At 66.5% G+C, this 26998-nt stretch carries 26 protein-coding genes; 20 read left to right on the top strand and 6 right to left on the bottom strand.

Annotation, left to right across the window (positions count from 1 at the left end; genetic code table 11):
- Positions 1-37 precede the first annotated feature (37 nt).
- From XBLMG947_RS16840 to gvpU, 3 genes are all read left to right on the top strand, one after another.
- Positions 38-1498 carry an AtzE family amidohydrolase gene (locus XBLMG947_RS16840; protein WP_065469768.1) on the top strand — a complete coding sequence of 487 codons (1461 nt, stop codon included), beginning with the start codon at positions 38-40 and terminating at the stop codon, positions 1496-1498.
- Entirely contained in the window at positions 1498-3078 is a 1581-nt protein-coding gene (locus tag XBLMG947_RS16835) for a gamma-glutamyltransferase family protein (RefSeq protein ID WP_065469767.1), read from the top strand. The genes XBLMG947_RS16840 and XBLMG947_RS16835 overlap by 1 nt, the downstream gene beginning before the upstream one ends.
- A gap of 209 nt (positions 3079-3287) precedes the next feature.
- A complete protein-coding gene (gene gvpU, locus XBLMG947_RS16830; RefSeq protein ID WP_065469766.1) occupies positions 3288-3746 on the top strand; it encodes a gas vesicle accessory protein GvpU in 459 nt (152 codons plus the stop codon).
- 38 nt (positions 3747-3784) lie between these two features.
- Here gvpU and XBLMG947_RS16825 read toward each other — a convergent pair whose 3' ends face one another.
- A complete protein-coding gene (locus XBLMG947_RS16825; protein ID WP_065469765.1) occupies positions 3785-6289 on the bottom strand; it encodes a S9 family peptidase in 2505 nt (834 codons plus the stop codon).
- Between the two features lie 352 nt (positions 6290-6641).
- Between XBLMG947_RS16825 and XBLMG947_RS23240 the strand changes: the two genes are divergently transcribed.
- The 12 genes from XBLMG947_RS23240 (at position 6642) to XBLMG947_RS16770 (ending at position 18366) form a co-directional block, all read left to right on the top strand.
- On the top strand, positions 6642-6791 hold the full coding sequence (locus XBLMG947_RS23240; RefSeq protein ID WP_167352037.1) for a hypothetical protein: 150 nt from the start codon (positions 6642-6644) through the stop codon (positions 6789-6791).
- Positions 6792-6928: 137 nt separating this feature from the next.
- Complete coding sequence (locus XBLMG947_RS16820) at positions 6929-8149, top strand: allantoate amidohydrolase (protein ID WP_245228229.1); 1221 nt, start codon at positions 6929-6931, stop codon at positions 8147-8149.
- The gene (locus XBLMG947_RS16815; protein WP_065469763.1) at positions 8139-9395 is read left to right on the top strand and encodes a pyridoxal-phosphate-dependent aminotransferase family protein; all 1257 of its coding nucleotides are present in this window, start codon (positions 8139-8141) and stop codon (positions 9393-9395) included. The genes XBLMG947_RS16820 and XBLMG947_RS16815 overlap by 11 nt, the downstream gene beginning before the upstream one ends.
- On the top strand, positions 9392-10282 hold the full coding sequence (gene puuE, locus XBLMG947_RS16810; RefSeq protein WP_065469762.1) for an allantoinase PuuE: 891 nt from the start codon (positions 9392-9394) through the stop codon (positions 10280-10282). The genes XBLMG947_RS16815 and puuE overlap by 4 nt, the downstream gene beginning before the upstream one ends.
- Entirely contained in the window at positions 10279-10674 is a 396-nt protein-coding gene (gene hpxZ / locus XBLMG947_RS16805; RefSeq protein WP_065469761.1) for an oxalurate catabolism protein HpxZ, read from the top strand. Before puuE ends, hpxZ begins: the two co-directional genes overlap by 4 nt.
- The gene (gene uraD, locus XBLMG947_RS16800) at positions 10671-11162 is read left to right on the top strand and encodes a 2-oxo-4-hydroxy-4-carboxy-5-ureidoimidazoline decarboxylase (protein WP_065469760.1); all 492 of its coding nucleotides are present in this window, start codon (positions 10671-10673) and stop codon (positions 11160-11162) included. The genes hpxZ and uraD overlap by 4 nt, the downstream gene beginning before the upstream one ends.
- The gene (gene hpyO, locus XBLMG947_RS16795) at positions 11159-12580 is read left to right on the top strand and encodes an FAD-dependent urate hydroxylase HpyO (RefSeq protein WP_065469759.1); all 1422 of its coding nucleotides are present in this window, start codon (positions 11159-11161) and stop codon (positions 12578-12580) included. Before uraD ends, hpyO begins: the two co-directional genes overlap by 4 nt.
- Positions 12550-12909 (top strand): hydroxyisourate hydrolase, encoded by a 360-nt coding sequence (gene uraH / locus XBLMG947_RS16790; RefSeq protein WP_083993192.1) that lies wholly within the window; start codon positions 12550-12552, stop codon positions 12907-12909. The genes hpyO and uraH overlap by 31 nt, the downstream gene beginning before the upstream one ends.
- Positions 12910-13079: 170 nt before the next feature.
- Complete coding sequence (locus tag XBLMG947_RS16785; RefSeq protein WP_065469757.1) at positions 13080-13553, top strand: YehS family protein; 474 nt, start codon at positions 13080-13082, stop codon at positions 13551-13553.
- Positions 13554-14601: 1048 nt separating this feature from the next.
- Complete coding sequence (locus XBLMG947_RS23765) at positions 14602-14838, top strand: hypothetical protein (RefSeq protein WP_245228225.1); 237 nt, start codon at positions 14602-14604, stop codon at positions 14836-14838.
- Between the two features lie 153 nt (positions 14839-14991).
- Positions 14992-17493: an ATP-dependent helicase HrpB gene (hrpB, locus tag XBLMG947_RS16775; RefSeq protein WP_065469756.1), complete on the top strand. Its 2502-nt coding sequence runs from the start codon at positions 14992-14994 to the stop codon at positions 17491-17493.
- A gap of 441 nt (positions 17494-17934) precedes the next feature.
- Positions 17935-18366 (top strand): hypothetical protein, encoded by a 432-nt coding sequence (locus XBLMG947_RS16770; protein ID WP_065469755.1) that lies wholly within the window; start codon positions 17935-17937, stop codon positions 18364-18366.
- Positions 18367-18703: 337 nt separating this feature from the next.
- Here XBLMG947_RS16770 and XBLMG947_RS16765 read toward each other — a convergent pair whose 3' ends face one another.
- Together XBLMG947_RS16765 and XBLMG947_RS16760 are read right to left on the bottom strand one after the other, a co-directional pair.
- On the bottom strand, positions 18704-19276 hold the full coding sequence (locus XBLMG947_RS16765) for a pseudouridine synthase (protein ID WP_065469783.1): 573 nt from the start codon (positions 19274-19276) through the stop codon (positions 18704-18706).
- A gap of 93 nt (positions 19277-19369) precedes the next feature.
- Positions 19370-20224 carry a class I SAM-dependent methyltransferase gene (locus XBLMG947_RS16760; RefSeq protein WP_065469754.1) on the bottom strand — a complete coding sequence of 285 codons (855 nt, stop codon included), beginning with the start codon at positions 20222-20224 and terminating at the stop codon, positions 19370-19372.
- 232 nt (positions 20225-20456) lie between these two features.
- Here XBLMG947_RS16760 and XBLMG947_RS16755 point away from each other — a divergent pair, with 232 nt between their 5' ends.
- From XBLMG947_RS16755 to XBLMG947_RS16740, 4 genes are all read left to right on the top strand, one after another.
- A complete protein-coding gene (locus XBLMG947_RS16755; RefSeq protein ID WP_065469753.1) occupies positions 20457-21428 on the top strand; it encodes an aldo/keto reductase in 972 nt (323 codons plus the stop codon).
- A 135-nt stretch (positions 21429-21563) separates the two neighbouring features.
- Entirely contained in the window at positions 21564-22595 is a 1032-nt protein-coding gene (locus tag XBLMG947_RS16750) for an NADP-dependent oxidoreductase (RefSeq protein ID WP_065469752.1), read from the top strand.
- A gap of 73 nt (positions 22596-22668) precedes the next feature.
- Entirely contained in the window at positions 22669-23472 is an 804-nt protein-coding gene (dkgB, locus tag XBLMG947_RS16745; protein WP_065469751.1) for a 2,5-didehydrogluconate reductase DkgB, read from the top strand.
- 146 nt (positions 23473-23618) lie between these two features.
- Positions 23619-23921 (top strand): hypothetical protein, encoded by a 303-nt coding sequence (locus XBLMG947_RS16740; protein ID WP_065469750.1) that lies wholly within the window; start codon positions 23619-23621, stop codon positions 23919-23921.
- 291 nt (positions 23922-24212) lie between these two features.
- Here XBLMG947_RS16740 and XBLMG947_RS16735 read toward each other — a convergent pair whose 3' ends face one another.
- Positions 24213-24629 (bottom strand): hypothetical protein, encoded by a 417-nt coding sequence (locus tag XBLMG947_RS16735; RefSeq protein ID WP_065469749.1) that lies wholly within the window; start codon positions 24627-24629, stop codon positions 24213-24215.
- Between the two features lie 162 nt (positions 24630-24791).
- Here XBLMG947_RS16735 and XBLMG947_RS16730 point away from each other — a divergent pair, with 162 nt between their 5' ends.
- Entirely contained in the window at positions 24792-25652 is an 861-nt protein-coding gene (locus XBLMG947_RS16730; RefSeq protein WP_065469748.1) for a DUF2884 family protein, read from the top strand.
- A gap of 239 nt (positions 25653-25891) precedes the next feature.
- Here XBLMG947_RS16730 and XBLMG947_RS16725 read toward each other — a convergent pair whose 3' ends face one another.
- Positions 25892-26320 (bottom strand): organic hydroperoxide resistance protein, encoded by a 429-nt coding sequence (locus XBLMG947_RS16725; protein ID WP_065469747.1) that lies wholly within the window; start codon positions 26318-26320, stop codon positions 25892-25894.
- Between the two features lie 102 nt (positions 26321-26422).
- Positions 26423-26884: a MarR family winged helix-turn-helix transcriptional regulator gene (locus XBLMG947_RS16720; RefSeq protein ID WP_065469746.1), complete on the bottom strand. Its 462-nt coding sequence runs from the start codon at positions 26882-26884 to the stop codon at positions 26423-26425.
- Positions 26885-26998: the final 114 nt, after the last annotated feature.

The raw sequence follows: 26998 nt of genomic DNA, 5'->3' as shown, positions 1-26998 counted from the left end.
TGCGAATCTCAAATCCCCGCTTCCCAACAGGTGACCCATGCAACTCCCAGCGCAGTGGCAGGCCGGCGTCGATCGCAATACCGAAGTGCTCCGCGGCCACACGCAGTTGCTGGCCACCTTCCACGCGCCACCGGCAACTGCACGGGATGGCGGCGGGCCACGCGGCCAAATTGCAGGCATCGTCAGCACCACGCGCACCCAGCCCGCGCTGGCCGCGCGGCTGGCGACCCAGACGCTGACGCGCATCCATCAGGCCAACGAGCGTCTGTGCGCCATCACCCGCCTGCTGCCGGCGCGTGCCGCCGCCGATGCCGCACGCGTGCAGGCCGCGCTCGCCGGCGGCAGCGATGGTGGTGCGTTGGCCGGCGTGCCCTTCGTGGTCAAGGATCTGTTCGATGTCGCCGGGCACGTCACCACTGCCGGTGCTGCGGTTCGCGCGCAGTGCTTGCCTGCGACCCGCGATGCGGCGGTTGTGCAACGGCTCAGCGATGCCGGCGCGGTGCTGGTGGGCACTGCCAACATGGACGAATTCGCGTACGGCTTTGCCACTGTCAACGCGCATTACGGCACCACCACCAATCCGCACGACCAGCAGCACCTGGCCGGCGGCTCATCGGGCGGCTCGGCGGCAGCGGTGGCCGCCGGGCTGGTACCGTTCGCGCTCGGCTCGGACACCAACGGGTCCATCCGCGTGCCGGCCGCGCTGTGCGGTATTTACGGCCTGCGCCCGACGCATGGCGCCGTGCCCCTGGATGGCGTGTTTCCGTTTGTCGATGCACTGGATGTGGTCGGCCCCTTCGCCACGTCGGTGGCCGATCTACGCCGCGTCTACGAGGTGATGTGCGGGCATGCGCTGCCCTCGCGCACTGCCGGCAACCTGCGCATCGCCCGGCTGGGCGGCTGGTTTCAACGCAATCTCGATCCGGATCTCGAGGCCGGACTAGAGGCGTTGCTCGCTGCCTGCAACAGCACAGCCTCGATCGACCTGCCGGACGCAGAACGCGCGCGCGCAGCGGCCTTCGTCCTCACCGCTGCCGAGGGCGGACACCGCCACCGTAGCGCGCTGAGCGCACACGGCGCGCAGTTCGACCCGGCCACGCGCGACCGTCTGCTCGCCGGCCTGCAATTGCCCGCCAGCGCAGTGGCAGACGCGCACCGCTTCGCGCACTGGTTTGCCGAGACCATGCACGCGCTGTGGGACGACGTCGATGTGCTCATTGCACCGGCCACGCCGTGCGTGGCACCACGCATCGACCAGGACACCATCCAGATCGATGGCCTGCCGGTCTCCGCACGCGCGAATCTCGGCATCTTCACCCAGCCGCTGGGGTTGGCCGCCTGCCCGGTCCTGGCCGCACCGTTGCCGCGTCCCGGGCGCCTGCCGCTGGGCGTGCAGCTGATCGCCGCGCCCGGCCGCGAGGACCGCCTGTTTGCGCTCGCCGCGCAGCTCGAACGCGACGGCCTGCTCGCCTTCAGCCCACCGCCGGAGACGCGCTGATGCTGCATACCCTGCGCGCACGCCGCGGCATGGTGGTCGCACCGCACCATCTCGCGGCACAGGCCGGCCGCGACGTCTTGCGCGACGGCGGCAATGCCATCGAAGCCGCCGTCGCCACCGCCGCCTGCCTGGCCGTGGTCTACCCACACATGACCGGCATCGGCGGCGACGGCTTCTGGCTGATCCACGAGCCCGATGGGCGCGTGCATGCCATCGACGCCTGCGGCCGTGCCGCACGCGCAGCAACGCTGGACTTTTACAACGGCCACACCAGCATCCCGTGGCGTGGCCCCGGTGCCGCCAATACCGTGGCCGGCACCGTCTCCGGCTGGGCGCTGGCGCTGCAGCACGCGGGTGGCACGTTGCCGCTGCATCGCCTGTTGAGCGACGCGATCCATCACGCCGACGCAGGCGTGCCGGTCACGCTGGGCGGCGCGCAGATTGCCGCCAGCGATGGCGCTGAACTGCGCGCGCAACCGGGCGCCTATGCCGAGATTTTCGAGCCGCATGGCGCCCCCCTGCACGAAGGTGCGCTGCTGCAGCAACCGCAGCTCGCACGCACCTTGCAGCGGCTCGTCGATGAAGGACTGGGGAGTTTCTATCGCGGCGCGATTGCCCACGACATTGCCGAAGACCTGCAGGCACTCGGCAGTCCGCTCGCCGCACACGACCTCGCGGCCCATCACGCCGAAGCCAGCGTCCCGTTATCGGTTGCCATCCATGGCGCGCGTCTCTACAACCATGCACCCCCGACGCAGGGGCTGGCATCGCTGTTGATCCTCGCGCTGTTCGATCGTCTGACGGTGGACCAGGCAGACAACTATGCGTATCTGCACGGGCTCATCGAAGCCAGCAAACAGGCGTTCCTGATCCGCGACGCGCACATCGGCGACCCTGCCTGGATGACGCTCGACGCACAAGCCCTGCTCGACGACCACGCCGCGCTCGATGCACTTGCCGCACGCATCGACATGACCACTGCCCTGCCCTGGCCGCACCCCTCGCAAGCCGGCGACACCGCCTGGTTCGGCGCCATCGACGCGCACGGCCGTGCGGTCAGCTGCATTCAATCCACCTACTTCGAATTCGGCTCCGGCCTGGTGCTGCCGCGCACCGGCATCGCCTGGCAGAACCGCGGCTGCGGCTTCCGTCTCGCTCCAGATGGCTGGAACGCAATCGCCCCGGGGCGCAAACCCTTCCACACACTCAACCCCGCCCTGGCCACCTTCGACGACGGCCGGGTCATGGCCTACGGCACCATGGGCGGTGAAGGCCAGCCGCAAACCCAGGCCGCCGTGTTCTCCCGCTACGCCCGCTTCGGCATGCCGCTGCAACAAGCGATCACCGCACCACGCTGGCTGCTCGGCCGCGGCTGGGGCGAACAGAGCACGTCATTGAAGCTGGAAAACCGCTTCGATCCTGCAGTGGTGCAGGCCCTGCGCGATGCCGGGCATGCGGTGGAACTGCACCCGGCCTACACCTCGGTGATGGGGCATGCCGGCGCGTTGGTGCGCGAGGTCGATGGCGTCCTGAGTGGCGCAAGCGATCCGCGCTCGGATGGCGCGGTGGCGGCGTGGTGACCATCGCGGTCGTTGCGCTCCTGGGGCGGCTTCTCCCACGGGATGAAAGCATCCATGCGTCGCAAGACCGTCGTGCCGGAGCGTCCATAGCGAACCCAACCGCGGCACCTTCGGCGATCGGTGTGCCATGCTTAAGCACGCCGATGGCGAGCCATCCACATCTGCGTTACTGCTAACGCGTCGTTGAATCCACTCTCAAGGAAAGCAACATGACAGACCAAGATCAAAATCAACCGTCGCTGGAAGACGTCAAGCTGGCATTCGATGGCCAGAGCGTGGATTGGTATCTCCAGAAGCTGGTCGGCATTGCCAACACCGCGGACGTGCAGTTCGGCATCACGCTGTTTGTCGAAGGCATCGTCGTTTCCGGCCAGATGGTCAGCGGAAAGCGGTATTTCGAAGCATTTGCGCAAGAGTTCTCTGCTGCCTACCCCGGCGGTGACGACGAAAAAGAGGAGATCCGTCGCGCATTTGCCAGCCACGCCAGCATCTACGACTCCGAAGACGATGCGCAGCAGAGCAGTACACCGCCGCAGTTCATCCACCTGATCGAATCGCGTTGCTTCTCACCCGGCGGCCAGCCGCTGCCAAGCAACCGTGGCGTGCTGTGGCGTGGCAAGGTCAATGCCGTGTCCGGCTTCACCCTGGGATCGCTGTCGGCGGACTGAGCCTGGCACGTGTTGCCTTGGTGTGAGGTGCCCGCATCTCACATCTTTGGCGTGCTGCCCGTCTTGCGTGGCGGCGCGTTCTTTACGTAACGGTCGAACCACTCCAGCATTTCAGCCACCACATCTTCGTTGGATTCGCGTGCGCTGTACCAGTGCGGCTCGAACGGCAGTAGCACCAGGCGTGCGGTGCCACCGTTGCCACGAATGGCCTGAAACAAGCGGGGTGCCTGCGTGGTTTCGGTGCCGGGGTTGGCGTCGTCCATGCCATGCACGATCAACAAGGGTTCGTTGATCTTGTCGGCGTGGAAGAACGCCGACGCTTGCGCATAGACGTCCGGTGCCGTCCAGAACGAGCGACGCTCGCTCTGGAATCCGAAGGGCGTCAACGTCTTGTTGTAGCTTCCGCTGGTGGCGGCCCCTGCGCGAAACAGATCTGTGTGCGCCAGCAGGTTGGCGGTCATCAGCGCGCCGTGGCTATGTCCGGTAACGCCGATGCGCTGACGGTCAACCACGCCCAACGCCACCGCCTTGTCCACCGCAGCGGTGGCGTCGTCCACCAGTTGCTGCAGATAGGTGTCGTAGGCGGTCTTGGGGTCGCCCACGATAGGGAACGCAGCATCGTCGATGATGGCGTAACCGGCCAGCAGCAGCAGCTGGTGGTCATTGAGACGGGTGAAATCGCGCTCGCTGGCGCCGCTGACCTGGCCGGCTTTGGAGGGATCGGCATAGTCGAGCGGGTAGGCATAGAGGATGGCCGGCACGCGTGTGCCTTCCTTGTAGCCGGGCGGTGTGTACAGGGTGAACGACAAGTCCACGCCGTCCTTGCGCTTGTAGCTCACCAACCGCTTCTTGATCTTCCGCACCAGCGGGGTCGGATCCGGGAAATCGGTCACCGGCGTGGCCGTGGACGCAACGGCGGCTTCGCCCGCTGCCGGTGCCGGCAGCGGTTGGCCCAAGGTGCGCAGATACACATTGGGTGGATCAGTCGGCGACTGATGCCAGGTCAACAGGCGCGACGCATCGTCTCCTGCAAATCCGAAGAACACCTCGTCCACCTTGGCGTCGCTACGGAACAGCCGCTGGGTCTTGGCGGTGGCAAGTACGTAGCGATCCAGGAATGGCCGGTCACCCGCCGGCGAGGCACCTGGCCCGCTCAGGAACAACGCACCTTGCATTTCGCGCAGCACGGCCTGGCCGTTGGCCAGCACCTGCATCTCGGGCAGACCTGGGTCCGCATAAAGATCGTCGGTGGACAGATCGAACAACACGCGCTCGCCAACGCCGGGGCGGTCGGCATCGACGAGCGTGGTCCGCCGCCAATGGCGGTTCTCGTCGTACTCGTCCAGCAATGCTTGCCCGCCTTCGGCGAACCACGACAGGCCCGCATACCGCTGCTGCACGCGGGCAAGTTCGCGCGGTTTGGCGGTGAACGGTGCCGCCAACGTCATCAGCTTGTCGCGTGCGGGCACGCTGGTTTTCCAGTCACCGCCGTCCAGCGCCTCGGCCCATACCAGCGTGGCTGGCTGGTTGGCACGCCATGCGTAGGCGCGCGGGCCGGTGGGTACGCCCTGCACCGGCACCCGGTCGGCGACCGGCAGATTGGCCAGCACACGCTCGCCACCATGGTCCAGGTCCAGCACCGCGACATCGTGGGCGAACCGCGCATAGGTCGTGACGTAGGAATACGGGGTCTTCAACCGTTCCACGAGCACATGGCGACCATCCGGCGCGCCGTCGACCGTGTCGTACACCGCCGGCGACCCGAGCTTGCGTTGGCGACCGGTTGCCGCGTCCACCGTGAGCAGCTGCGCGGTGGCGTAATAGGTAAACAACGCCTCGTCCTCTGGACTGGACAGCGTGTCGCGCGCTTCATAGGTGCTGCTTTCACCCTTGCCCTGGATGGTTTCCTTGACCTCCGGGCCTGGCGGCACTGCCGCCCTGCGCGGTGCGGGGCCCAGGTCGTTCGGCACCGTCTTCAACAGCAAGGTGTCGCTTCCGCCCAGCCATTGGATCTCGCCCCCAAGCACAGGATTGAGCTGCACATCGTCGATCTTGCGTACCTGCCCGGTGGCAGCGTCCCCCACCCAGAGCTCGACACGGTCGGCGGCCGTGTTGTTGAAGGCGAACCGGCGCCCATCCGGGGACCACACCGGCGACGCCGGACATGCGCCGGCCGGCAAGTTCACCGCCGTCTGCTTGCCGGTGGCAATGTCCAACAGGCTGAAGCCCTGTAGGCAGGAACGAATGCCGTATCCGTTGGACATGTCGTGGCGGCTATGCATGCGCGGCTCCACGCGCACGCCGGCGAGCTTGAGATAGGGCTCGGCCACCCGCGCGATCGGCGGATACTGGGTCCGCTGCACCAGCAACAAGGTCTTGCCGGTGGGATCCGGCCGCGGCGATGGATTGAGCGGCGCGCGCATCACGCCCAGCAGCGGCTCCGGTGGCTGCCGATAACCGCCCTCCGGGGTGCCTGCAAACGCAGCCACCGGCATCAGGCTGACGAGCACGAACAACGCGGTCCATCGGTGCGAGGTGATCATCGGCAGATCTCGGCGGTGATCGCAGCAAGCTAGCACGCCCAATTGCCCTGCAATCTGCGCGTATACGCACCCCTGTCGCCACTTCCGCATTGCGGAGACGAACCCACCGCGTGACGCCGATGCCCCACGCGTGCGCGAGCGCACATCAGTGATGCACTTGGCAATCTCCAGCGCATGCGTCTGCCGTGCAACGTGGCCCGGATCACGCAGTTCACCTCGGCCGTTGGCAGATCCTTGCGCTCGGCCTGCGCGCCCGCGGGGGAGCAAGACGGGGCCCCGTCTGCCCATGACAGGACGCCGGCAGCTGCGTGCAGACATGTGATCGTGCTGGCGTTCTGCAGAGCTGGCGCTCGTGGTCGAGCGGATGCGCATGGCTGGCATCGGCCGATCTTCGATCATCGCGGTGCGATGCGTGACCCGCCTGTCCATCGCCGCGTTGCATTTTTTGCAGCACAAGCTCGCGAAAAAACTCTTTGATGGCGACAGGACTGGCTCCCTATAGTCGACGCATCACCTCTCCCGCCTGCTCCCGGACTGCGATTGAACGTTCTGCGAGCCCCGTTGGTCCTGTCGATGTCCGCTGCCTCGCCCTCCCGCCGAGCGACCGCCGATCTCACCGCTGCTGGCGGTGCGCGTGCCGTGGCACGCTGCGATGCGCTGGGCATTGCACCTTATAGCGACAGCGATACCGGGCTGTTCCGCGGTTGGCTTGGCCCTGCCCACCGCGCCACGGTGGAACAGGTCGCCACCTGGATGAAAGCGGCCGGCATGCAGGTGCGCATCGATCCGCTCGGCACGCTGGTCGGCCGGTACGCCGGCACGCAGCCAGACGCGCCCGCCCTGCTGATCGGCAGCCATCTGGACAGCGTGCGCGATGCCGGGCGCTACGATGGCCCGCTCGGCGTTCTGCTCGGTATCGAATGCGTCGCCGCACTGCATGCGCAGGGCCGCCGGCTGCCGTTCGCCATTGAGGTGATCGGCTTCGGCGACGAAGAGGGCTCGCGCTTTCCCGCCTCCATGTTCTGCAGCCGCGCGCTCGCCGGCACGCTCGACCCCATCACGCTGGCGGTCACCGATGCCGCCGGTATCACGGTGGCCGGCGCCCTGGCCAAGTGGAACCTGGACATCGCCGATGTGCAGCGCGCCGCACGCGCACCGGGCAGCGTGCTGGCGTATCTGGAAACGCATATCGAACAAGGCCCCGTATTGGAAGCCGAAGGACTGCCGCTCGGTATCGTCAGCGCCATCGCCGCCCAGCGTCGCTTCGCATTGCGTTTCGATGGCCGCGCCGGTCACGCCGGCACCACCAGCATGGCGCTGCGCCGCGACGCATTGAGTGCAGCGGCCGAAGCGCTGCTGGCCATCGAACGCATCGCGCGCGCAGGCAGCGGCGATCTGGTCGCCACAGTCGGCACGCTGCAGGTCGCGCCCGGCGCCACCAACGTGGTGCCAGGCCGTGTGGACTGCACGCTGGACGTGCGCGCCGGCAGCGACGCAACCCGCGATGCGGCCGTTCACCAGATCCAACAGGCACTTGCGCAAATCGCCATCCACCGTGGCATCGCCATCGCCATCGAGCCGCTGCAGACACTGGCCGCCAGCCCCTGCGCGCCGGCACTGATCACGCGCCTGGAACACGCGGTGGCCGCACACGGCATCGCACCGCGCCAACTGATCTCCGGTGCGGGCCACGATGCGATGGTGATGGCCGCGCTATGCCCCACGGCGATGCTGTTCGTGCGCTGCGCCGGCGGTATCAGCCATCATCCGGACGAACATGTCGACCCGGCCGATGCCGAACTTGCGCTGGCGGCCATGCGCCACTTCATCGAACACCTGGGAGATCCGCTTGTCACCTGATCTGCGCCACCTGCACACCTTCGGCGAACTCGACCCGCCACAGCGCCTGTTGATGGGGCCCGGCCCGGTCAATGCGCATCCGCGCGTACTGCGCGCGATGGCGGCCGATCTGCTGGGCCAGTTCGATCCGGAAATGACCACCTACATGAACGAGGTGATGGCGCTGTACCGGCCATTGTTCGGCACCGACAACCGCTGGACGTTTTTGATCGATGGCACCGCGCGTGCCGGTATCGAGGCGGCGCTGGTGTCGCTGATCAGCCCGGGCGACCGCGTGCTGGTGCTCAACTTCGGCCGCTTCGGCTTGTTGCTCACCGAAATCCTGGGCCGGCTCGGCGCCGACGTGCACACCGTGGATGCGCCGTGGGGCGAGGTGCTGCCGCTGAGCGCCATTGCCGAAGCGATCGAACGCGTGGCACCTAAAGTGGTCGCGACCGTGCATGGCGACACCTCCACCACCATGGCGCAACCGCTCGATGGCGTCGGCGCGCTGTGTCGCGCGGCCGGCGCGCTGAGTTATGTGGACGCCACCGCCACCATCGGCGGCATGCCGATCGCCAGCGATCGCTGGGAGATGGACGTGGTCACCGGCGGTTTGCAGAAATGCCTCGGCGGGCCGTCCGGCTCGGCGCCGATCACCGTGTCCGAGCGCGCGGCCGAGGCGATCTTCGCGCGCCGCCATGTGGAACGCGGCATCGTGCGCGAGGACATCACCAACGGCAGCGGCCCACGCATCGCATCGAATTATTTCGATCTGGCGATGATCATGGATTACTGGTCGGACAAGCGCCTCAACCACCATACCGAAGCCACCACCATGCTGTACGGCGCACGCGAATGCGCACGCGTGGCCTTGCAGGAAGGCTTGGATGCACGCTACGCGCGCCACGCGGCAGCCGGGCGTGCGGTGAGTGCCGGCATCCGCGCGTTGGGCCTGGACGTGTTCGGCGACGGTGCGCATCGCATGACCAACGTCACCGGCGTGGTGATTCCGCCGGGGATCGACAGCGATGCGGTGCGCCGCCGCATGCGCGAGGATTTCGAGATCGAGATCGGCACGGCGTTCGGTCCGCTGCAGGGCAAGATCTGGCGCATCGGCGCGATGGGCTACAACGCGATGAAGCACAAGGTGCTGATCACCCTGGCCGCACTGGAAGCGGTGCTGCGCGCCGAAGGCTATGCCTGCACGCAAGGCCTGGCTGTGGAAGCGGCTCTGGCGGCCTGGCATGCGGAGCCGGCTGCATGAGCGCGGCGCGCGAGCTGGTCGGCTACGGCGCCACGCCGCCGCCGGCGCAGTGGCCCGGTGGCGCGCGCATCGCCGTGCAGTTCGTCATCAATTACGAAGAAGGTGCCGAGAACTGCGTGCTCAACGGCGATGCCGGCTCGGAAGCGTTTCTGTCCGAAATGGTCGGTGCGCCATCGCACCCCGGCACGCGCGCCATGGCGATTGAAAGCCTGTACGAATACGGTAGCCGCGCCGGCTTCTGGCGGCTGCATCGGCTGTTCACCGCACGCGACGTGCCGGTCACCGTGTTCGGCGTGGCGCAGGCATTGGCCTCCAATCCCGAGGCGGTAGCCGCAATGCAGGCGGCCGACTGGGAAATCGCAAGCCACGGGCTGCGCTGGATCGACTATCAGCATGTGGATGAAGCCACCGAGCGCGCGCATATCGCGCAAGCCATCGCAATGCACACCCGCGTCACCGGTAGCCGCCCGCTAGGCTGGTACCAGGGCCGCACCAGTTCCAATACCGCGCGTTTGATCGCCGAAGAAGGCGGCTTCGTCTACGACGCCGACAGCTACGCCGACGATGTGCCGTACTACGACAGCCGCCACGGCCGCGCGCAGTTGATCGTGCCGTACACGCTGGACGCCAACGACATGAAGTTCGTCGCCTACAACGGGTTTGCCGATGGCGAGCCGTTCTTCCGCTATCTGCGCGACAGCTTCGAGCAGCTGCGCAGCGAAGGCGGGCGCATGCTCTCGATCGGCCTGCACGGGCGCATCGTCGGCAAGCCCGCACGCGCGGCCGCACTGGCGCGTTTTGTCGATCACGTGCTGGCCAGCGGCGATGCATGGGTGGCGCGCCGCATCGATATCGCCCGCCATTGGCTGCAGATGCATCCGGCGTGAGCATCGCAGCCTCCGACATCGATCTGCCCAAGGTGATCGCGCAGGTGACGGCCGCCTTCCATGCTTACGAAAGCGCATTGATGCGCGATGACATCGCCGCGATGGATGCGCTGTTTCACGCAGCCCCCAGCACCGTGCGTTATGGCATCGGCGAAGTGCTCTACGGCATCGATGCGATCCGCGCATTTCGCATCGGCCGCGGCGGCTCACCGCAACGTCAGCTTCGACATGTGGAGGTACATAGCTACGGCCACGACTGCGCGACCACGCATGCCGAGTTCCTGCGCGAAGGCAGCAGCGTGCGCGGCCGCCAAAGCCAGAGCTGGGTGCGCTTTGCCGATGGCTGGAAGGTGGTGGCGGCGCATGTGTCGCTGCAGGGGAGCCACGCATGAGCGTGACCGATGATCCGGTGCTGGACGATGCAGCGTTCGTCGCGCGCTACCGCGAGTTGTTCGAGCATTCGCCATGGGTGGTGGAACGTGCCGCACAGCGTCGCCCGTTCGACGATGTGCATCGCGGCTTGATGCAGGTGGTGCTGGATGCATCGCCGGACGATCAGGTCGCGCTGATTCGCGCGCATCCCGAGCTGGCCGGCAAGGCGTCGATCGACCGCACGCTCACCGCCGCATCGGCCGCAGAGCAGGCATCGGCCGGGCTGGATCGGCTCAGCGAAGACGAATTCAAGCGCTTCCACGCGCTCAACCAGGCCTACCGCCACCGGTTCGGATTTCCGTTCGTGATCTGCGTGCGGCTGCACGACAAGGCCGGCATTCTCGCCGCGCTGGAACGGCGGCTGGATGCATCGCGCAACGCAGAGATCGCCACCGCCATCGCCGAAATCGGCAAGATCGTTCACATGCGCCTGGAGGCACTGCCATGAGCCTGGCCCACCTCGAACGCGCGCTCGCCCGCGACCTGCAATGCCTGGCCCACGGTGGCGATGCGTGGGTGCAACCGCGCGTGCATCCGGCCGGGCACGTGTATGACGTGATCATCGTCGGCGCCGGCCAGAGCGGCCTGGGCGCGGCATTCGCGTTGCAACGCGAGCGCGTGCACAACTTGCTGGTGATCGACGAAAACCCCGCCGGGCAGGAAGGCCCATGGGTGACTTACGCGCGCATGCAGACCCTGCGCACGCCCAAGCACATCACTTCGATCGACCTGGGCATGCCATCGCTCACCTTCCGCGCCTGGTGGGAGGCCCAGCACGGCAGCGCCGCATGGGACACGCTGGACAAGATTCCGCGCGGCAGCTGGATGGACTATCTGCGTTGGTATCGCGCGGCGCTGCGGTTGCCGGTGCGCAACGCCACCCAGCTGGCGCGCGTCGAACCGGACGTCGCGCCCGGCATCCACCGCCTGCATCTGACGATGGGCGCCCCGCTGCTCACGCGCAAGCTGATCCTGGCCACCGGCATCCAGGGCGGCGGGCAGTGGGTGGTGCCCGACTGGATCGGGCGTGCCCTGCCTGCCCACCGCTACGCCCACACCTCCGGCCACATCGACTTCGGCGTATTGGCCGGCAAGCGCGTCGGCATTCTGGGCGGCGGCGCTTCCGCATTCGATAACGCCTGTTTCGCGCTGGACCAAGGCGTTGCCAGTGCCGAGGTGTTCGTGCGACGCGACGCGTTGCCGCGCATCAACCCGTTCCGCCACATGGAGCAGGCCGGCATCATTCCGCGCTTTCTGACGCTGCCCGATGCAGACAAGTACCGCATGATGGCCAGCTTCTTCGCACACAACCAACCGCCCACCAACGACACCTTCCAACGCGCCTGCGCGCACACCGGCTTTGCGCTGCATCTGGGTGCGCCATGGCTGGACGTGGCCGAGCGCGATGGCGAGGTGGTGGTGCGCACACCGCAGGGCGAACACCGTTTCGATTTTCTGGCCGTGGCCACCGGCCTGGTCACCGATCCCCAACTGCGCCCGGAACTGGCCGCGCTGTCCGGGCGCATCGCCTGCTGGGCCGATCGCTACCAGCCGCCGCCGGGCCAGGCCAACCCGGTGCTGGATGCGCATCCCTACCTGGGGCCGGGCTTCGAGCTGCTGCCGCGCACGCCCGACGATGCGGCGCTGCTGCACGGGCTGTTCGCGTTCAACTATTCGGCGCTGATCAACCACGGCCCCTCGGCGGCGGCGCTGTCCGGGCTGAAGGTGGCACTGCCGCGGCTGGCCCGCGCGGTGGCCGACCAGCTGTTCCTGGACGATCGCCAGGCCATCGTCGACAGCTATCTGGCCTACGACCAGCCCGAATTCGTCGGCCAATGGCCGCAACCCAGCCAGGCGGTGGCATGAGTACGCTCTCCACGCACGTGCTGGACACCGCCAGCGGCCGCCCCGCCGCCGGCGTGCCATTGCGCCTGTTCGCCGGCGACACCCTGCGCTTCGAAACCGTAACCAACGCGGACGGCCGCTGCCCGGACCTGGCCGCACTCACGCTGCAGCCCGGCCGCTACCGGTTGGAATTCGACGTCGCCCGCTATTGGCAGGCCACCGGCATGGCGCTGGCCGACCCTCCGTTTCTGGACCAGGTGCCGATCGCCTTCGGCATCGCCGACGACGGCCACTACCACGTGCCGCTGTTGCTCTCGCCCTACGGCTACTCCACCTATCGCGGCAGCTGAGCGCGCTGCGTCGCCCGCAGCGCAGGCAGCCCGGGCTGCGCTGCTCGACGGTCTGCGCTTCCACCGTCGTGCCAGCGCGAGTGAACTGCTACGCGTGGTGTCAGACCGGTTTCACCCAAGCGCCGTAGAATGGCGCCTTTCCGGCGACAGGCCGGGGCCCCGGAATTGTCATGATCCACAACGATGTACTGCGCAGCATCCGCTACATGCTCGACCTCAGCGACGACAAGGTGGTGGAGATCACCCACCTGGCCGACCCGGAGTTCGCGCTCGACAAGCCGCAGGTACAGACCTGGCTGAAGAAGGAAGACGAGCCCGGTTTCGAGTCCTGCACCGATGCGATGCTGGTGCGTTTTCTCGACGGCCTGGTGCTGCGCTTCCGCGGCCGCGACGAGAGCCAACCGGTCCGCCCGCTGGAAACGCGCGTCGGCAACAACCTGGTGTTGAAGAAGCTGCGTGTGGCCTTCGAGCTGAAGGACGTCGACATGCACGCCATCTTCGCCAGCGCCGGCTTCCCGCTGTCCAAGCCGGAACTCTCCGCACTGTTCCGCCAACCCGGCCACAAGAATTTCCGCCCCTGCGGCGACCAGCTGCTGCGCGCCTTCCTCAAGGGCCTGACTGCCCGGATGCGCGAAGCGGGTTGATGTCCGGTCGACGTCCCGTTGGTGGGATCGGTCTGACTCGGCCGGTCTGACGACACCGCGACGCGGTGTCGTCTTTCTCCAACAAACCATCAACAAACTATCTCGTGTGATCTCCTCGCCCTCGTTGCGTTTGCCGCAGGGCCCTCGCTCGCTCGCCATCGCGCGACACGCTGCAAGTACGTCCTTGTAAGCACTTGCGGCATCCATGCCGCGTCAGGTCCCGTGACGGTGAGCGGGCAAGCACCAGTCGAGTTAGCCGGTGCTCAGCGTTTTTCAACCAGCAAACGTTCTGGCGTGGTGTCCTCGCCGATGCGGGACCGTTGGCGGCATGGATGCCGCCATCGAGCCCGCAGGGACGGGTTCACGGCGTATCGCGCAAGCGCTGAGGACACCGCGCACTTGACACCGCGAATTTGCTGCAGGGTGCCAGCAATGCATGAGGTGCCTCTGATTCCGCAGCTGCAAAGTGGCTTCATCTACACGCCACTACGAGATCAATCGCGATGGGATGCAGTGCATATCCGCTCGCCGCAGCGCGTAACGCAAATCCAATGCCGCTAACGATACGCTCGCGGCCTGCATACACGGATGTGATCGGATGGACTTTGCAAGGTTGCGCCAGCGCAGTGCGCGTTGGCCCGAGCATGCCGCGGCGATGGCTCTGGTATTGGCAGTACACAGCCTACTGCTGCTTTGTCTGAGCCGCGTTGGGTCATCGGCGATAGCGGATCGCAACCACATCGACGCGCCACGCATGACGCTGGAGTTCATCGCGCGCGTACAGCCGCCAACCACTTCGCAGACAACACCAACTGTCATCGCAACCCGGCCGATTGCAGCCTCGCATTCCGGCAGCGTAACCACCGCGGCACTCCCTCAGCGCGCGCAAGCACCCAACCGCACCGCGCTTCAGCCACCAGCAGCGCACGCTGCCCAGGATGAGAGCATTCATGGCAGCGCCGCCCCGACAGCAGTTAACAGTCAGCAACCGCTAAATCTCGCACTGCCTGCAGCGACCATCGCACCTGCACCCACCACGCGCACGCTGATGCAGCGCACGGCACCTGTGGACTACCACACCACCCGCTTCGCCAAGGCCTGGACACCGGACGGTGGCGAGATCCAGCAGACCTGGGCATTCCGCTCCAAACTGGCCGGTGCAGCGCTCTCGTTGACTGGCGCACTGGAGCGCCCCTGCACGCAAGGCGAGCGCGACCAGCGCTTGCAGAAATGCTTCGGCAAGCAGTACCAGGGCGACGTGTCGCCGCCGCTGCCAGGGAACTGATGACGGTGCAGGCAAGACCTGCATTGCATCCGCGTGCCGCAGCCGCATCGATCCACTGACTGCGGCAACGCGTACCTCGCACGGTCCGTGTTGCCACCCAGCCGCCCGTCACAGCGTCGCCGCAGCGTGCCGCAGCCCGTATCCTTGCCGCGCATGACCGACCCCGTTTTTCCGATCTCCCCGTTGTTGCCGCAGATCCGCGACAGTCTCGCCGCGCATCCGCGGCTGGTGCTCGAAGCGCCGCCCGGCGCCGGCAAGACCACCCAGGTGCCGTTGGCGCTGCTGGACGCACCGTGGCTGGCCGGCCGCAAGATCGTGATGCTGGAGCCGCGTCGCGTGGCGGCCCGCAGCGCGGCGCAGTTCATGGCGCGTCAGCTCGGCGAACCGGTCGGCGAGACAGTGGGGTACCGCATTCGTTTCGAGAACAAGACCTCCGCGCGCACCCGCATCGAAGTCGTCACCGAAGGCATCCTGACCCGGCTGATCCAGGACGACCCGATGCTGGAAAGCGTCGGCGTGCTGCTGTTCGACGAATTCCACGAACGTCACCTGGCCGGCGACCTGGGTCTGGCGTTGGCGCTGGATGTGCAGGCGCAGGTACGCGAAGACCTGCGCATCGTGGCGATGTCGGCCACGCTGGACGGCGAACGGCTGGCCGGCTTTCTGGAAGCCCCGCGGCTGAGCAGTGCCGGGCGCAGTTTCCCGGTGGACGTGGCGCACTTTCCCGCACGCCGCGACGAAGCGCTGGAGCCACAGACGCGGCGGGCGGTGGAACACGCGCTGTCCACCCATCCCGGCGATGTGCTGGTGTTCCTGCCCGGCCAACGCGAGATCGCGCGCGTGCACACCGCACTGCAGGACGTGCTGGACCCAGCGGTGCAGGTGTTGCCGCTGCATGGCGAGCTATCGGTGGAGGCGCAAAGCCAGGTGTTGCAGCCCGGCCCGCAAGGCCGCCGCCGCGTCGTGCTGGCGACCAACGTGGCCGAATCGTCGGTCACCTTGCCCGGCGTGCGCGTGGTGATCGACAGCGGACTCGCACGCGAGCCGCATTACGACCCCAACAGCGGCTTTTCGCGGCTGGACGTCGCGACCATTGCGCAGGCCTCGGCCGACCAGCGCGCCGGCCGCGCCGGGCGTGTCGCCAGCGGCTGGGCCTACCGGCTGTGGCCGCAATCGCAACGGCTGGAACCGCAGCGTCGTGCCGAAATTACCCAGGTGGAATTGGCAGGCCTGGCGCTGGAACTGGCTGCCTGGGGCAGTACTGCGCTGCGCTTTGTCGATGCACCACCCAGCGGTGCGCTGGCCGCCGCGCATGAACTGCTGCAGCGGCTGGGTGCGCTCACCGCAAGCGGCGGCATCACCGCGCTGGGCCGGCGCATGCTCGCGCTGGGCACGCATCCACGTCTGGCGGCGATGCTGGCGCAGGCCGGCGATGCGCCGCGTGTGGCGCTGGCCTGCGACCTGGCCGCACTGCTGGAAGCACGCGACCCGCTGCGTCAGGGCGGCGACGGGCTGGCCGCGCGTTGGCGTGCGCTGGCGGCATTCCGTCAGGGTCGCAGCGCGGCCGATGCCCATCGCGGCGGCCTGGCCGCCATCGACAGCGCCGCCAAACAATGGCGACGCCGCCTGCGCTGCGACAGCGCCCCGCCTTCCAGCGTGGAGGCGCACGCGCTCGGCGACCTGCTGTCGCATGCCTTCCCCGATCGCATCGCCGCCCGTCACCCGGCCGACCCGCTGCGCTACCTGCTCGCCAACGGCCGCAACGCGCGCCTGTTCGACCACAGCGATCTGCGCGGCGAACCGTGGCTGGTGGCCAGCGAACTGCGCTACGAAGCCAAGGACGCCTTGCTGCTGCGTGCCGCCCCGGTGGACGAGGCCTACCTGCGCCGCAGCGTGCCCGAGCGTTTCCTGCAGCAGGACGTGGTGCAGTGGGACGCCGACAAGCGCGCCCTGGTCGCCCGCCGCCAATCCAGCTTCGACCGCATCGTCCTCGACAGCCGCCCGGCCGGCCGCGTCGATCCGGCACACGCGGCCGACGCGCTCACCGACGCGGTGCGTCAGCTCGGCCTGGACGCCCTGCCATGGACCGAGACCCTGCAGCAATGGCGCGCACGCGTGCAGTCGCTGCGCGTGTGGATGCCGGAGCTCGCCTTGCCCGATCTGTCCGACACTACGTTGCTGGACACGCTCGACACCTGGCTGCGCCCGGCCTTCGCCGGCAAGACCCGCCTGGACGCGCTGGACGAGGCCAGCCTGGGCGAAGCGCTCAAGGCCGCCCTACCATGGGAGCGCCGCCAGACCATCGACCGTCATGCCCCCACCCGCATCAGCGTGCCGTCGGGCATGGAGCGGCAGATCAGCTACGCGCTCGACGACACCGGCCAACCGCTGCCGCCGGTGCTGGCAGTGAAACTGCAGGAATTGTTCGGCCTGGCCGAAACCCCACGCATCGCCGACGGCCGCATCCCGTTGACCCTGCACCTGCTCTCCCCGGGCGGGCGCCCATTGCAGGTCACCCAGGACTTGAAGAGTTTCTGGGCGACGACGTATCCGGATGTCCGAAAGGAGATGAAAGGGCGGTATCCGCGGCATCCGTGGCCAGATGACCCCTGGACCGCAGCAGCAACGCACCGAGCAAAACCACGCGGCACTTGATACGCACGGACCCGCGGCGGCGGTGAGCGCATTCCGTAGTCGAGTTCCTCCGAGGCGCCCCCCTGGACGGCCGCAGCGACCCATCGAGCCAAGCCACGCGGCACCTGAGAACACATCCCGCGTCGGCAGCAGAGGCGGGTAGGGCACGGGGCAAAGCCGCCAACTCATGCAACCGCCCAGTGGCCTCGCCCCTCATCTGCCTTGTGGGCGCGCAGAGAGAGATGTTCCAGAAAGAAAAGGAACGGGCGACATCCCATTGCTCTAGCGAAGCCACACCAAGCCACAGATCCCGCATTGCCTAAGCACTTCGCACCGGCACATCACACCGACGTGCAGCGCTGTTCTTAACCGTAAGCCAAACGGCACGCGAGCCCGCTAACGCCGCCTATACGCATCAGCGCACAGACTGCGGGCCACGTAATCAGAAAGGAAACGCTTCCGATGAGCAAGCTGACTGTGATCACCGAACGCGCCCTGGAGCGTGCCCTGGAACTGGCCGGCACTGCAGGCGACCAGTTGCGTCATGCCGCGTCCAATGCGGGCGATCAGGCGCGCAATGCCGGTAGCAGCCTGCGTCACTTCCGCCCGGGCGCGAGCGAATGGCTCAAGAGCGGCGCCGCAATCGGTGCAGTACGTAATGGTGGCAAAGCTGCCGGCAAGCTGGTCAAGCGCAACCCGGCCGTCACGGTTGCCGCGGCGGTCGCAGGCCTGGGACTGATCGGCTACGCGGTGTACCGCAAGCGTCAGCGTGACCAGCAGGTGCTCGGCAGCAATGTGCATCGCCTGGATCGCGAACATGCCGGCAATGCCAATGCGCGTCGCGCAGCCTACCAGCGTCGCGGTGCCGTGACCCCGAGCGACGGCATCGAATAAGCCAACCCTCGAAGCGGCCCACAACGCCACGGCCTTACGCCGTGGCGTTGTCGTTTCTGCCATACATGCAGCGCACTGCATCGATGTCCGCCATTGCGATATCCGCTCTGCGGGCCGTGCGCGTCATGCGATAGGGCGACCATCAAACGGACCGAGCAACCTTTAGCCGTGGATGGCGCAGACGAGGTGTGATGCAGGCCTGGGACGTCCCAGGTCAAAGCACTGGCAAGCCCACCCGACAGCCAGGCGATCATTTTTCCAGCCACGAATCGTGGCGCTAGCTGCTAGACGCCAATGCAGTGTCGCGTCGTGCCGCACACGCGGCAGATGCACACGCTCAGCGGCGGCTCCGGCTCGGCCGCGCGCTGGTCGTGTCTGCAATGCGCCACTGCCCGGGTGCGAGCGTGTCCAGCCGCCAGCCGCCGATGGCCACGCGCACCAAACGCAAGGTCGGTAAGCCCACCGCTGCGGTCATGCGCCGCACCTGCCGGTTGCGGCCTTCGGTGATCTGCAGTTCCAGCCAGGCATCGGGCACGGTCTTGCGCACGCGGACCGGTGGATCGCGCGGCCAGAGCTGCGGTGCCGGATCGAGGCGGCGCACCTGTGCCGGCCGGGTCGGACCATCGTTGAGCACCACCCCGTCGCGCAACGCCTGCAGTTGCTCGGCGTGCGGCTGTCCTTCCACCTGCACCCAGTAGGTCTTGGGCCGCTTGTGGCGCGGGTCGGTCAGCCGATGCGCCAATGCGCCATCGTCGGTCAGCAACAACAAGCCTTCGCTGTCGTGGTCGAGCCGGCCTGCCGCATACACATCGGCCGGCAAGCCGAATTCGGCCAGCGTGCGCTTGGGCGGCTGCGAGCGGTCGCTGAATTGCGACAGCACGCCGTAGGGTTTGTTCAACAACACCAACATGCCAATCCTGTTGCGCGACGCGCTGCCCAAGCCCCAATGACTCCAGATGCCCGCATGCCGGCACGCGCAACGCGCCGGCATGTGGGCCATGCGTCAGCGCTTGACGAACTTCAAGGTCATGCGGTCGCTTTCGCCGATAGCCTTGTACTTGGCGTCGTCGGCCTTGTCATGACTGTTGCTCGGCGGCAGCGTCCACACACCGCCCGGATAATCCTTGGTGTCGCGCGGATTGGCGTTGAGCTCGCTCTTGCTCACCAGCGTGAAACCGGCTGCCTCCGCCATTGCGATCACCTGCGCCTGGCCGACATAGCCGCTCTTGTCGTCGGCCGGCACGTCGGCCTTGGCGCGATGTTCGACCACGCCGAGCACGCCGCCGGGCTTGAGCACCTTGTAGAAGCCGGCAAACATCGCTTCGGCATTGCCGGCCATGCGCCAGTTGTGCACGTTGCGGAAGGTCAGCACCAGGTCGGCCGAGTTGTCCACGCCGAAGGAGGGCGACTTCGGCACATACGACACGAACGATGGCTTGCCATAGACCTCCGGCTTGGCCTGGAACTTTTTCTCCAGGTCGTCGCGCGCGCGCTGTGCGTAGTCGCGGCTACGACCTTCGGGCGCCGATGCGGGGTCGACCACTGCCGCAACGTACTTGCCCTTCTCGCGCAGGTACGGCGCCAGGATTTCCGAATACCAGCCGCCACCCGGACTGATCTCGATGACGGTCTGGGTCGGCTTGATGCCGAAGAACGCCAGCGTCTGGCCAGGGTGGCGATATTGATCGCGCTGCACGTACACGCGGTCGCGCCAGTTGCCGTTGATGGCCGCCTGCAACGCGGCGTCCGGGGCCGGCAACGTCGCACTATCGGCTGGCTTCACGGCCATCGCCACGGGTACGCTCATCGCCACCACCACACTCATCACACATGCACACGCCAGCTTGTTGCGGATCATCGCAGCGCCCTCCTCCGGGAAAAGTAGCGCGAGCCTAGCATGTGCTCCGGGGCATGCCATGTGCCCGAAGCACCATCGTGCAAAGCGGGCTTCGGCATCGTCTGCCGCCGACATGTTCAGATCCTGTGAGCTACCGAGGACGATCGGCGGAACGCTGAATCCACACAGATGTCACACGCAACATCGATACGCGTGACTATCCTGAGCGCAGTTCGAAACAGGAGCATCCACAATGACCCAATCCCGCGCACTCGGCCGCTCCGGCCTGCAGGTTCAACCAATCGTCTTCGGCGGCAATGTCTTCGGCTGGAGCGCCGATGAGGCGACCTCGTTCGCGTTGCTCGATGCGTTCGTGGATGCCGGCTTCAATCTGGTCGACACGGCCGATGGGTATTCCGGCTGGGTGCCTGGCAATCGCGGTGGCGAATCGGAAACCATCATCGGGCGTTGGCTTGCGCGCAGCGGCAAACGCGACAAAGTGCTGATCGCCACCAAGGTCGCCAAGTGGAGCGAGCACCCGGGCCTGTCGCCGGACAACATCGCCGCGGCGGTGGAAGACTCGTTGAAACGTCTGCAGACCGATGTGATCGATCTATACCAGGCGCATGAAGACGACGAATCGATTCCGCTGGAAGCCACGCTGGCTGCGTTCGGCCGATTGATCGAACAAGGCAAGGTGCGTGCGATCGGCGCGTCCAACTACAGCGCTGCGCGCCTGCGCGATGCGCTAGATATTTCCGAGCAATACAAGCTACCGCGTTACGAAAGCCTGCAGCCGGAATACAACCTCTACGACCGCGCTGGTTACGAAGCCGAACTCGAACCGTTGGTGCGCGAGCGCGAACTCGGCGTGATCAGCTACTACTCGCTGGCCAGCGGCTTTCTCACCGGCAAATATCGCAGCGCCGACGATGCCGGCAAAAGCAGCGCGCGCGGTGCCTCGGTGGTCAAGCAATACGTCAACCCGCGTGGGCTGCGCATCCTGCAGGCGCTGGACGATCTGGCCGCCACGCACAACGCCACCCCTGCGCAGATCGCACTGGCGTGGCTGATCGCACGCCCGAGTCTGACCGCACCGATCGTCAGCGCCACCAGCGTGACCCAGCTGCACGACGTGCTGGCAGCCGCGCACGTGTCGCTGAGTGGCGATCAGATTGCGCAGCTCGACAGCGCCAGCGCGCCGGAGCCATCGGCAGCGGCGTGATGCAACGCGTGGGCATGTCGCTTGTTTCCCGAACATGCGCCCTGATACGCCTCCTACGGCACTCCTTCGCATGGCCGCCCTGGCGGCTGTGCGCATCCGACCGCGCACGCGCGGACTCTTCGCGAGGAATTCCCCATGACATCCATCACCAATCGCCGCATCGTGCTGGCATCGCGTCCGCGTGGTGAACCCAGCGCCGACAACTTCCGCATCGAAGACGTTGCCATCGCGCCGACCGGACACGACCAGATCCTGGTCCGCAACCGCTTCTTGTCGCTGGACCCGTACATGCGTGGACGCATGGACGAAGGCCCCTCCTATGCCGCACCGGTGGCGATCGACGCGGTGATGGAAGGCGGTACCGTGGGCGAGGTCATCGAATCCAATCACGCCGACTATCACCCTGGCGATCTGCTGGTGCTGCCCGGCGGCTGGCAGACGCATCGCCTGCTGACCCCGACAACGCCGTTACGCAAGCTGCCCAAGGACGACAGCCTGCCGCTGAGCACCGCGCTCGGCGTGTATGGCATGCCCGGCTTTACTGCGTATGCAGGCCTGCATGAAATCGGCAAGCCGCAGCCCGGCGAAACGTTGGTGGTGGCCGCCGCCAGTGGTCCGGTCGGCGCCACGGTGGCACAGCTGGCACGCCTGCAAGGCCTGCGCGTGGTGGGCATTGCCGGTGGCGAAGAAAAGGTGCGTTACCTGCGCGACACGTTACGCGTGGATGCGGCGCTGGATCACCGCGCCGACGATTTTGCCGAGCAGCTACGCGCCGCGACACCCGACGGCATCGACATCTATTTCGAAAACGTCGGCGGCAAGGTATTCGATGCGGTATTGCCGCAGCTCAACGACTTCGCGCGCATCCCGGTGTGCGGCGTGATCGCGACCTACAACAGCCGTGGGCAAGCGCTGCCCGGCCCGGATCGCCTGCCGGAGTTCATGGGCCAGGTGCTGCGCAACCGCCTCACCGTGCGCGGCTTCATCCAGCACGATTTCATCCGCCTGATGCCTGCCTTCCTGCGCGAAATGGGCCAGTGGCTGCGCGAGCACAAGATCCAGTACCGCGAGCATGTGCTGCACGGCCTGGACAGCGCTCCGCAGGGCCTGATCGATGTTTTGCGTGGCAAGAATTTCGGAAAAGCCGTCGTCGCCCTCGACGAATGAAATCCGTGGCGCCTTGCACGCCTTTCGCGCTCACGATTTCCCATTCCCGATTCCCCATTCACAAAGGAACACAATGACCGTCCCCGCATTCGGCCTCGGCACCTTTCGCCTCAAAGACCACGTCGTCATCGACTCGGTGCGCAATGCACTCGAACTTGGCTATCGCGCGATCGATACCGCCCAGATTTACGACAATGAAGCGCAGGTCGGCGAAGCGATCGCGGCCTCCGGCATTGCGCGCGATCAGCTATATCTGACCACCAAGATCTGGGTCGACAAGTTCGGCGACGGCGCCTTTCTGCCCAGCCTGCAGGAAAGCCTGCGCAAGCTCGGCACCGACTATGTCGACCTCACATTGATCCATTGGCCGTCGCCGAACGACCAGGTGCCCATGCGCGAGTATCTGGAAGCGCTGGCGCAGGCCAAACGGCAGGGCCTGACCCGCGCGATCGGCGTGTCCAACTTCACCGTCGCCCTGACCAAGCAGGCCATCGAAATCCTGGGTGCCGACGCCATCGCCACCAACCAGATCGAAGTGCATCCCTATCTGCAGAATCGTGCGTTGACCGACTTCCTGCGCGAGCAAGGCATCCATGTCACATCGTATATGACGCTGGCAGTTGGCGAAGTGCTCAAGGATCCGGTGATCCAGGCGGTTGCCGCACGTCACGCCGCCACCCCGGCACAGGTCACCCTGGCTTGGGCACTGCAGCAGGGATACTCGGTGATTCCTTCCTCGACCAAGCGCGAGAATCTGGAAAGCAACCTGAAGGCGCAGACGCTGCAGCTGACCGAGCAGGACATGGGCGAGATTGCCGCACTCGACCGTGGGCACCGCCTGGCCAACCCGAAAGCGATCGCGCCCGACTGGGATTGAGGTCCTGGTTTCCGCCATGCATCCGGATCGCTGGTGCATGGCAGCAACAGCCGCGACGACCGCTCGTCGTCGCGCGCTGGCTGCCTGCGCCAGCCGCTGCTACGGTGGCAGCACAGGGGGGTAGTCTCGATTCCGGAGCCCTATCCATGCACAGCGCATCCGTCTTGACCCGCCGCGGCGCCAATCTCGACGCTGAAATCGCTTATTGGCGCGACGTCCATGCCGAAGGGCATCTGGGCGGTTACGCCTTCGCCGACTATGCCCGACTGCTCGCCCTCGGTTACGACATCTACCTGGCCTACCCGCGCGCAACCGAAGCACAGCTCTACCGCGTGCTGCAGGATGCCTATTATCACTGTCTGCCGATGCTGTCGGTGCCCTGGGATCAGGCGCGCTGGATCGTGCGGCATGCCTGGCGGCATCTGGAAGATGCGGCCGTTCGGCATTAAGCCGCTCACAACGAGTTCGTTACCCGCTCAGCGTTGAGGTCACTGTTGAAGCGCTAAATTAGGCGCGACTTCGTTGGTTCATGGGCACTGCGAAGAGCATGCGGTCGATCGTGCGCATCGCTCGCTTCCGCGAGACATCGAAACAACCGCAAAGCCAATCCGGCAGCGCCCGGCAGTCATGCCTGTCGCGCGTTAGACAGTCATCGGAACCCCAGCGCGATCGCAGCGCGTCGCCGGATCACTGCGCGCCGCAAAACACGCGAGACTGCACACGGCGCGATACGCTATCCGCTAGTTCAACTGACCGGTCGCCACCTCTTGGCGGTCGATGCGGTGCTTTTCGGCCAGCGCCTGCATGCCTTGCACTGTCGAGGCGATCAGGCTGGCGTAACGCAGCCGCCACAGGGTGGCACGGTCGTTGTCGTCGTGCGTGTTGCCCAGGCCGTCGAGTACTTGCGGCAAACGGCGATCGGCAAGCGCCGATGCGGCCAGATAGGGCTTCGCCGGTGCGATGACGTCCACCGGCTCGCGCCAGTCGTTGGCCACCTGCCTGGCGATGCCGGCCAAGTGCGAGAGCTGATGCATGCCGATCAGCGTCTCGTGCAGCATCTCGCGGCACGCCCATTGCCACAACGCCATCTTTGCCGATGGGTCCTGGGCAATCTCGGTAAGCGCCAGGTCTACCTTTTCGATGCGTGGGTCGAGCATTGCGGAGCTCCGATGCTGCTGTGCAACATAATTCACACCATACGCTGTGAGAATCAAGTGAGCTAGTCGTTTAAAAGCTGTCAGTGCGCCGATACCGGACCCGGTTCACGCTTCGCAGCCACCATCTCCCACCACGACCTGCGGCACCCTGACTTTCGCCCCATGACGGCGGCGTCGGCCCTGCGCAATGCTGCAGGCCCCGATTGCAAGGCCATCCCCATGCGTGGCACCGCTCTTCTCGCACCGCTGTTGCTGCTGCTGGTCTGCGCTGCGCATGCCGAGACCGGCACCCCGCAGCTGTCCGCGCAGCAGTGCGATGTCAGCACCCCCTACGACGTGCTGGCAGACAGCGGCGGCATCTGGCTGCGCCGCAAGCAGGGCGTGCCGCGTGAAATCTTCTTCCATGGTGGCGAGCTCAACGTGGACCGCCAGCCGCAGCCTGTCAGCGCCGCCGACGCGCAGCGCCTGCGCGAGCTGGAGCAACGCACGCGCGCATTGATGCCGGCGGTGACGTCCATCGCCCAGTCGGTGGTCGACATCACCTTCGACGCGCTGACCGGGGTGGTGCACGTGCTGTCTGGCAGCGCGCGCCAGCAGCGCAAGGTCGAGCAGCTGCGCACGGCCGCACGGACGCAAGTGGGGGACAGCCTCGGGCGCGGGCGCTGGGAGCAAGCAGCGTTCAACGCGCGCTTCGAAGCCAGCGTCGAGCATGCCGCAGAAGAGTTGGCCGGCAGCCTGACCCGCAGCGTGCTGTGGACGGTGTTGACCGGACGCACCGCGCAGATGGAACGCCGCGGTGCAGAATTGGATGCGCAGATGGACCGGCAGATGCAGGGCCGCAGCGGCGCGCTGGAAGCCCAGGCGCGCGCCCTGTGCGTGCAGGCACAAGCGCTCTACGCGGTCCAGCAAGCGCTGGAGTACCGCTTCAACGGCAAGCCCTTGCAGATGCTGGAAGTCAACACGCATCCAGCGCCGGCGCATGCGCCGGCCTCCAGCAGCATCATGGCGAGGGTGACGCGCTGAAACAGCGCATCTGGCGGTACGCCTGCGTGGGTCGGCGCTAGCGCTGCGCAACAGGGTGCAAGCGCTCTGTGCGGTGCGGGGAATCGCAGGCGACGCCGGTGTGCCGCTGCCGCGTCATCGCGGCAGTGCGCGTTCGCGAATCGGGAGCCTTCTCACGCCACAACGAACAACGGCCCGACGCATGCGCCGGGCCGTTGTTGCTACCGCGATGCGCAATGCGCAGCAAGGCCTGGCCTGTATTACGCCAGTGTCAGGGTCACGTCGATATTGCCGCGGGTCGCATTGGAGTACGGGCAGACCTGATGGGCCTTGTCGACCAGCGTCTGCAGCTCGGCCTTCTCCATGCCCGGCACGGTAATGCGCAGTTCCACGGCGATGCCGAAGCCGCCCGGAATCTGGCCGATGCCGACGCTGCTATCGATGCTTACTTCGCCCGGCAGCTTGAGCTTGTCCTGTGCGGCCACGGCCTTCATCGCGCCGATGAAGCAGGCGGCGTACCCGGCTGCGAACAGCTGTTCCGGGTTGGTGCCATCGCCGCCGGCGCCACCCAGTTCGCGCGGGGTGGACAGCTTGGCATCCAGCGCCTTGTCCGAGGACACCGCACGGCCTTCGCGGCCGCCGGTTGCAGTGGCGTGGGCGGTATAGAGGATTTTTTCAGGTGAGGCCATGGTGATACTCCAGGGTGAGCGCGGTCGGCGCATGAGGGGTTGAAGAGTTGACGCTTGAATCGTGTACGACATGCTGCACAACATGATGGCGCGCGAGCGAACCTACCCGGCGCCGAGGCTGGAACGTAACGTCTCCAATTCCCGCTTGAGTTGACGCAGTTCGTCCAACGAACAAGCCGACGCACAAAACACTTGTTCCGGCACCGCGCCTGCCTTGCTGCGCAATGCGTGGCCGGTCTCGGTCAGCGCGATGATCACCTGGCGCTCGTCATTGGCCGCACGCGTGCGGGTGACCAACCCTGCCGCCTGCAGGCGCTTGAGCAACGGCGTCAGCGTGGCCGAATCCAGATACAGGCGCTCGCCGATCTCCGACACGCTGCGTTCGTCGGTCTCCCACAACACCAGCATGACCAGATACTGCGGGTAGGTCAGGTCCAGTGCCTTCAGCAACCCGCGGTAGAGCTTGTGCATCGCCAGGTTGGCCGAATACAGCGCAAAGCACAGCTGGTTATCGAGCTGCAGCAGCGCGTTGGTTCGGGCGGCGTTGACTGTGGCGGTGTCCATGAGCGCAATTTACATAGCGCACGATCTAATTGCAAGCGATTTATCGACGAACTTTCCTGGGCCTCGATTTCGCTCAGAAGAGTCCGGTCCGCCACTGCTGCCGACCTCAGAACT

The sequence above is a fragment of the Xanthomonas bromi genome (assembly GCF_900092025.1).
GTDB lineage: Bacteria > Pseudomonadota > Gammaproteobacteria > Xanthomonadales > Xanthomonadaceae > Xanthomonas > Xanthomonas bromi.
The sequence above is the reverse complement of the archived record's forward strand: the minus strand, read 5'-3'. Positions and strand labels throughout refer to the sequence as shown.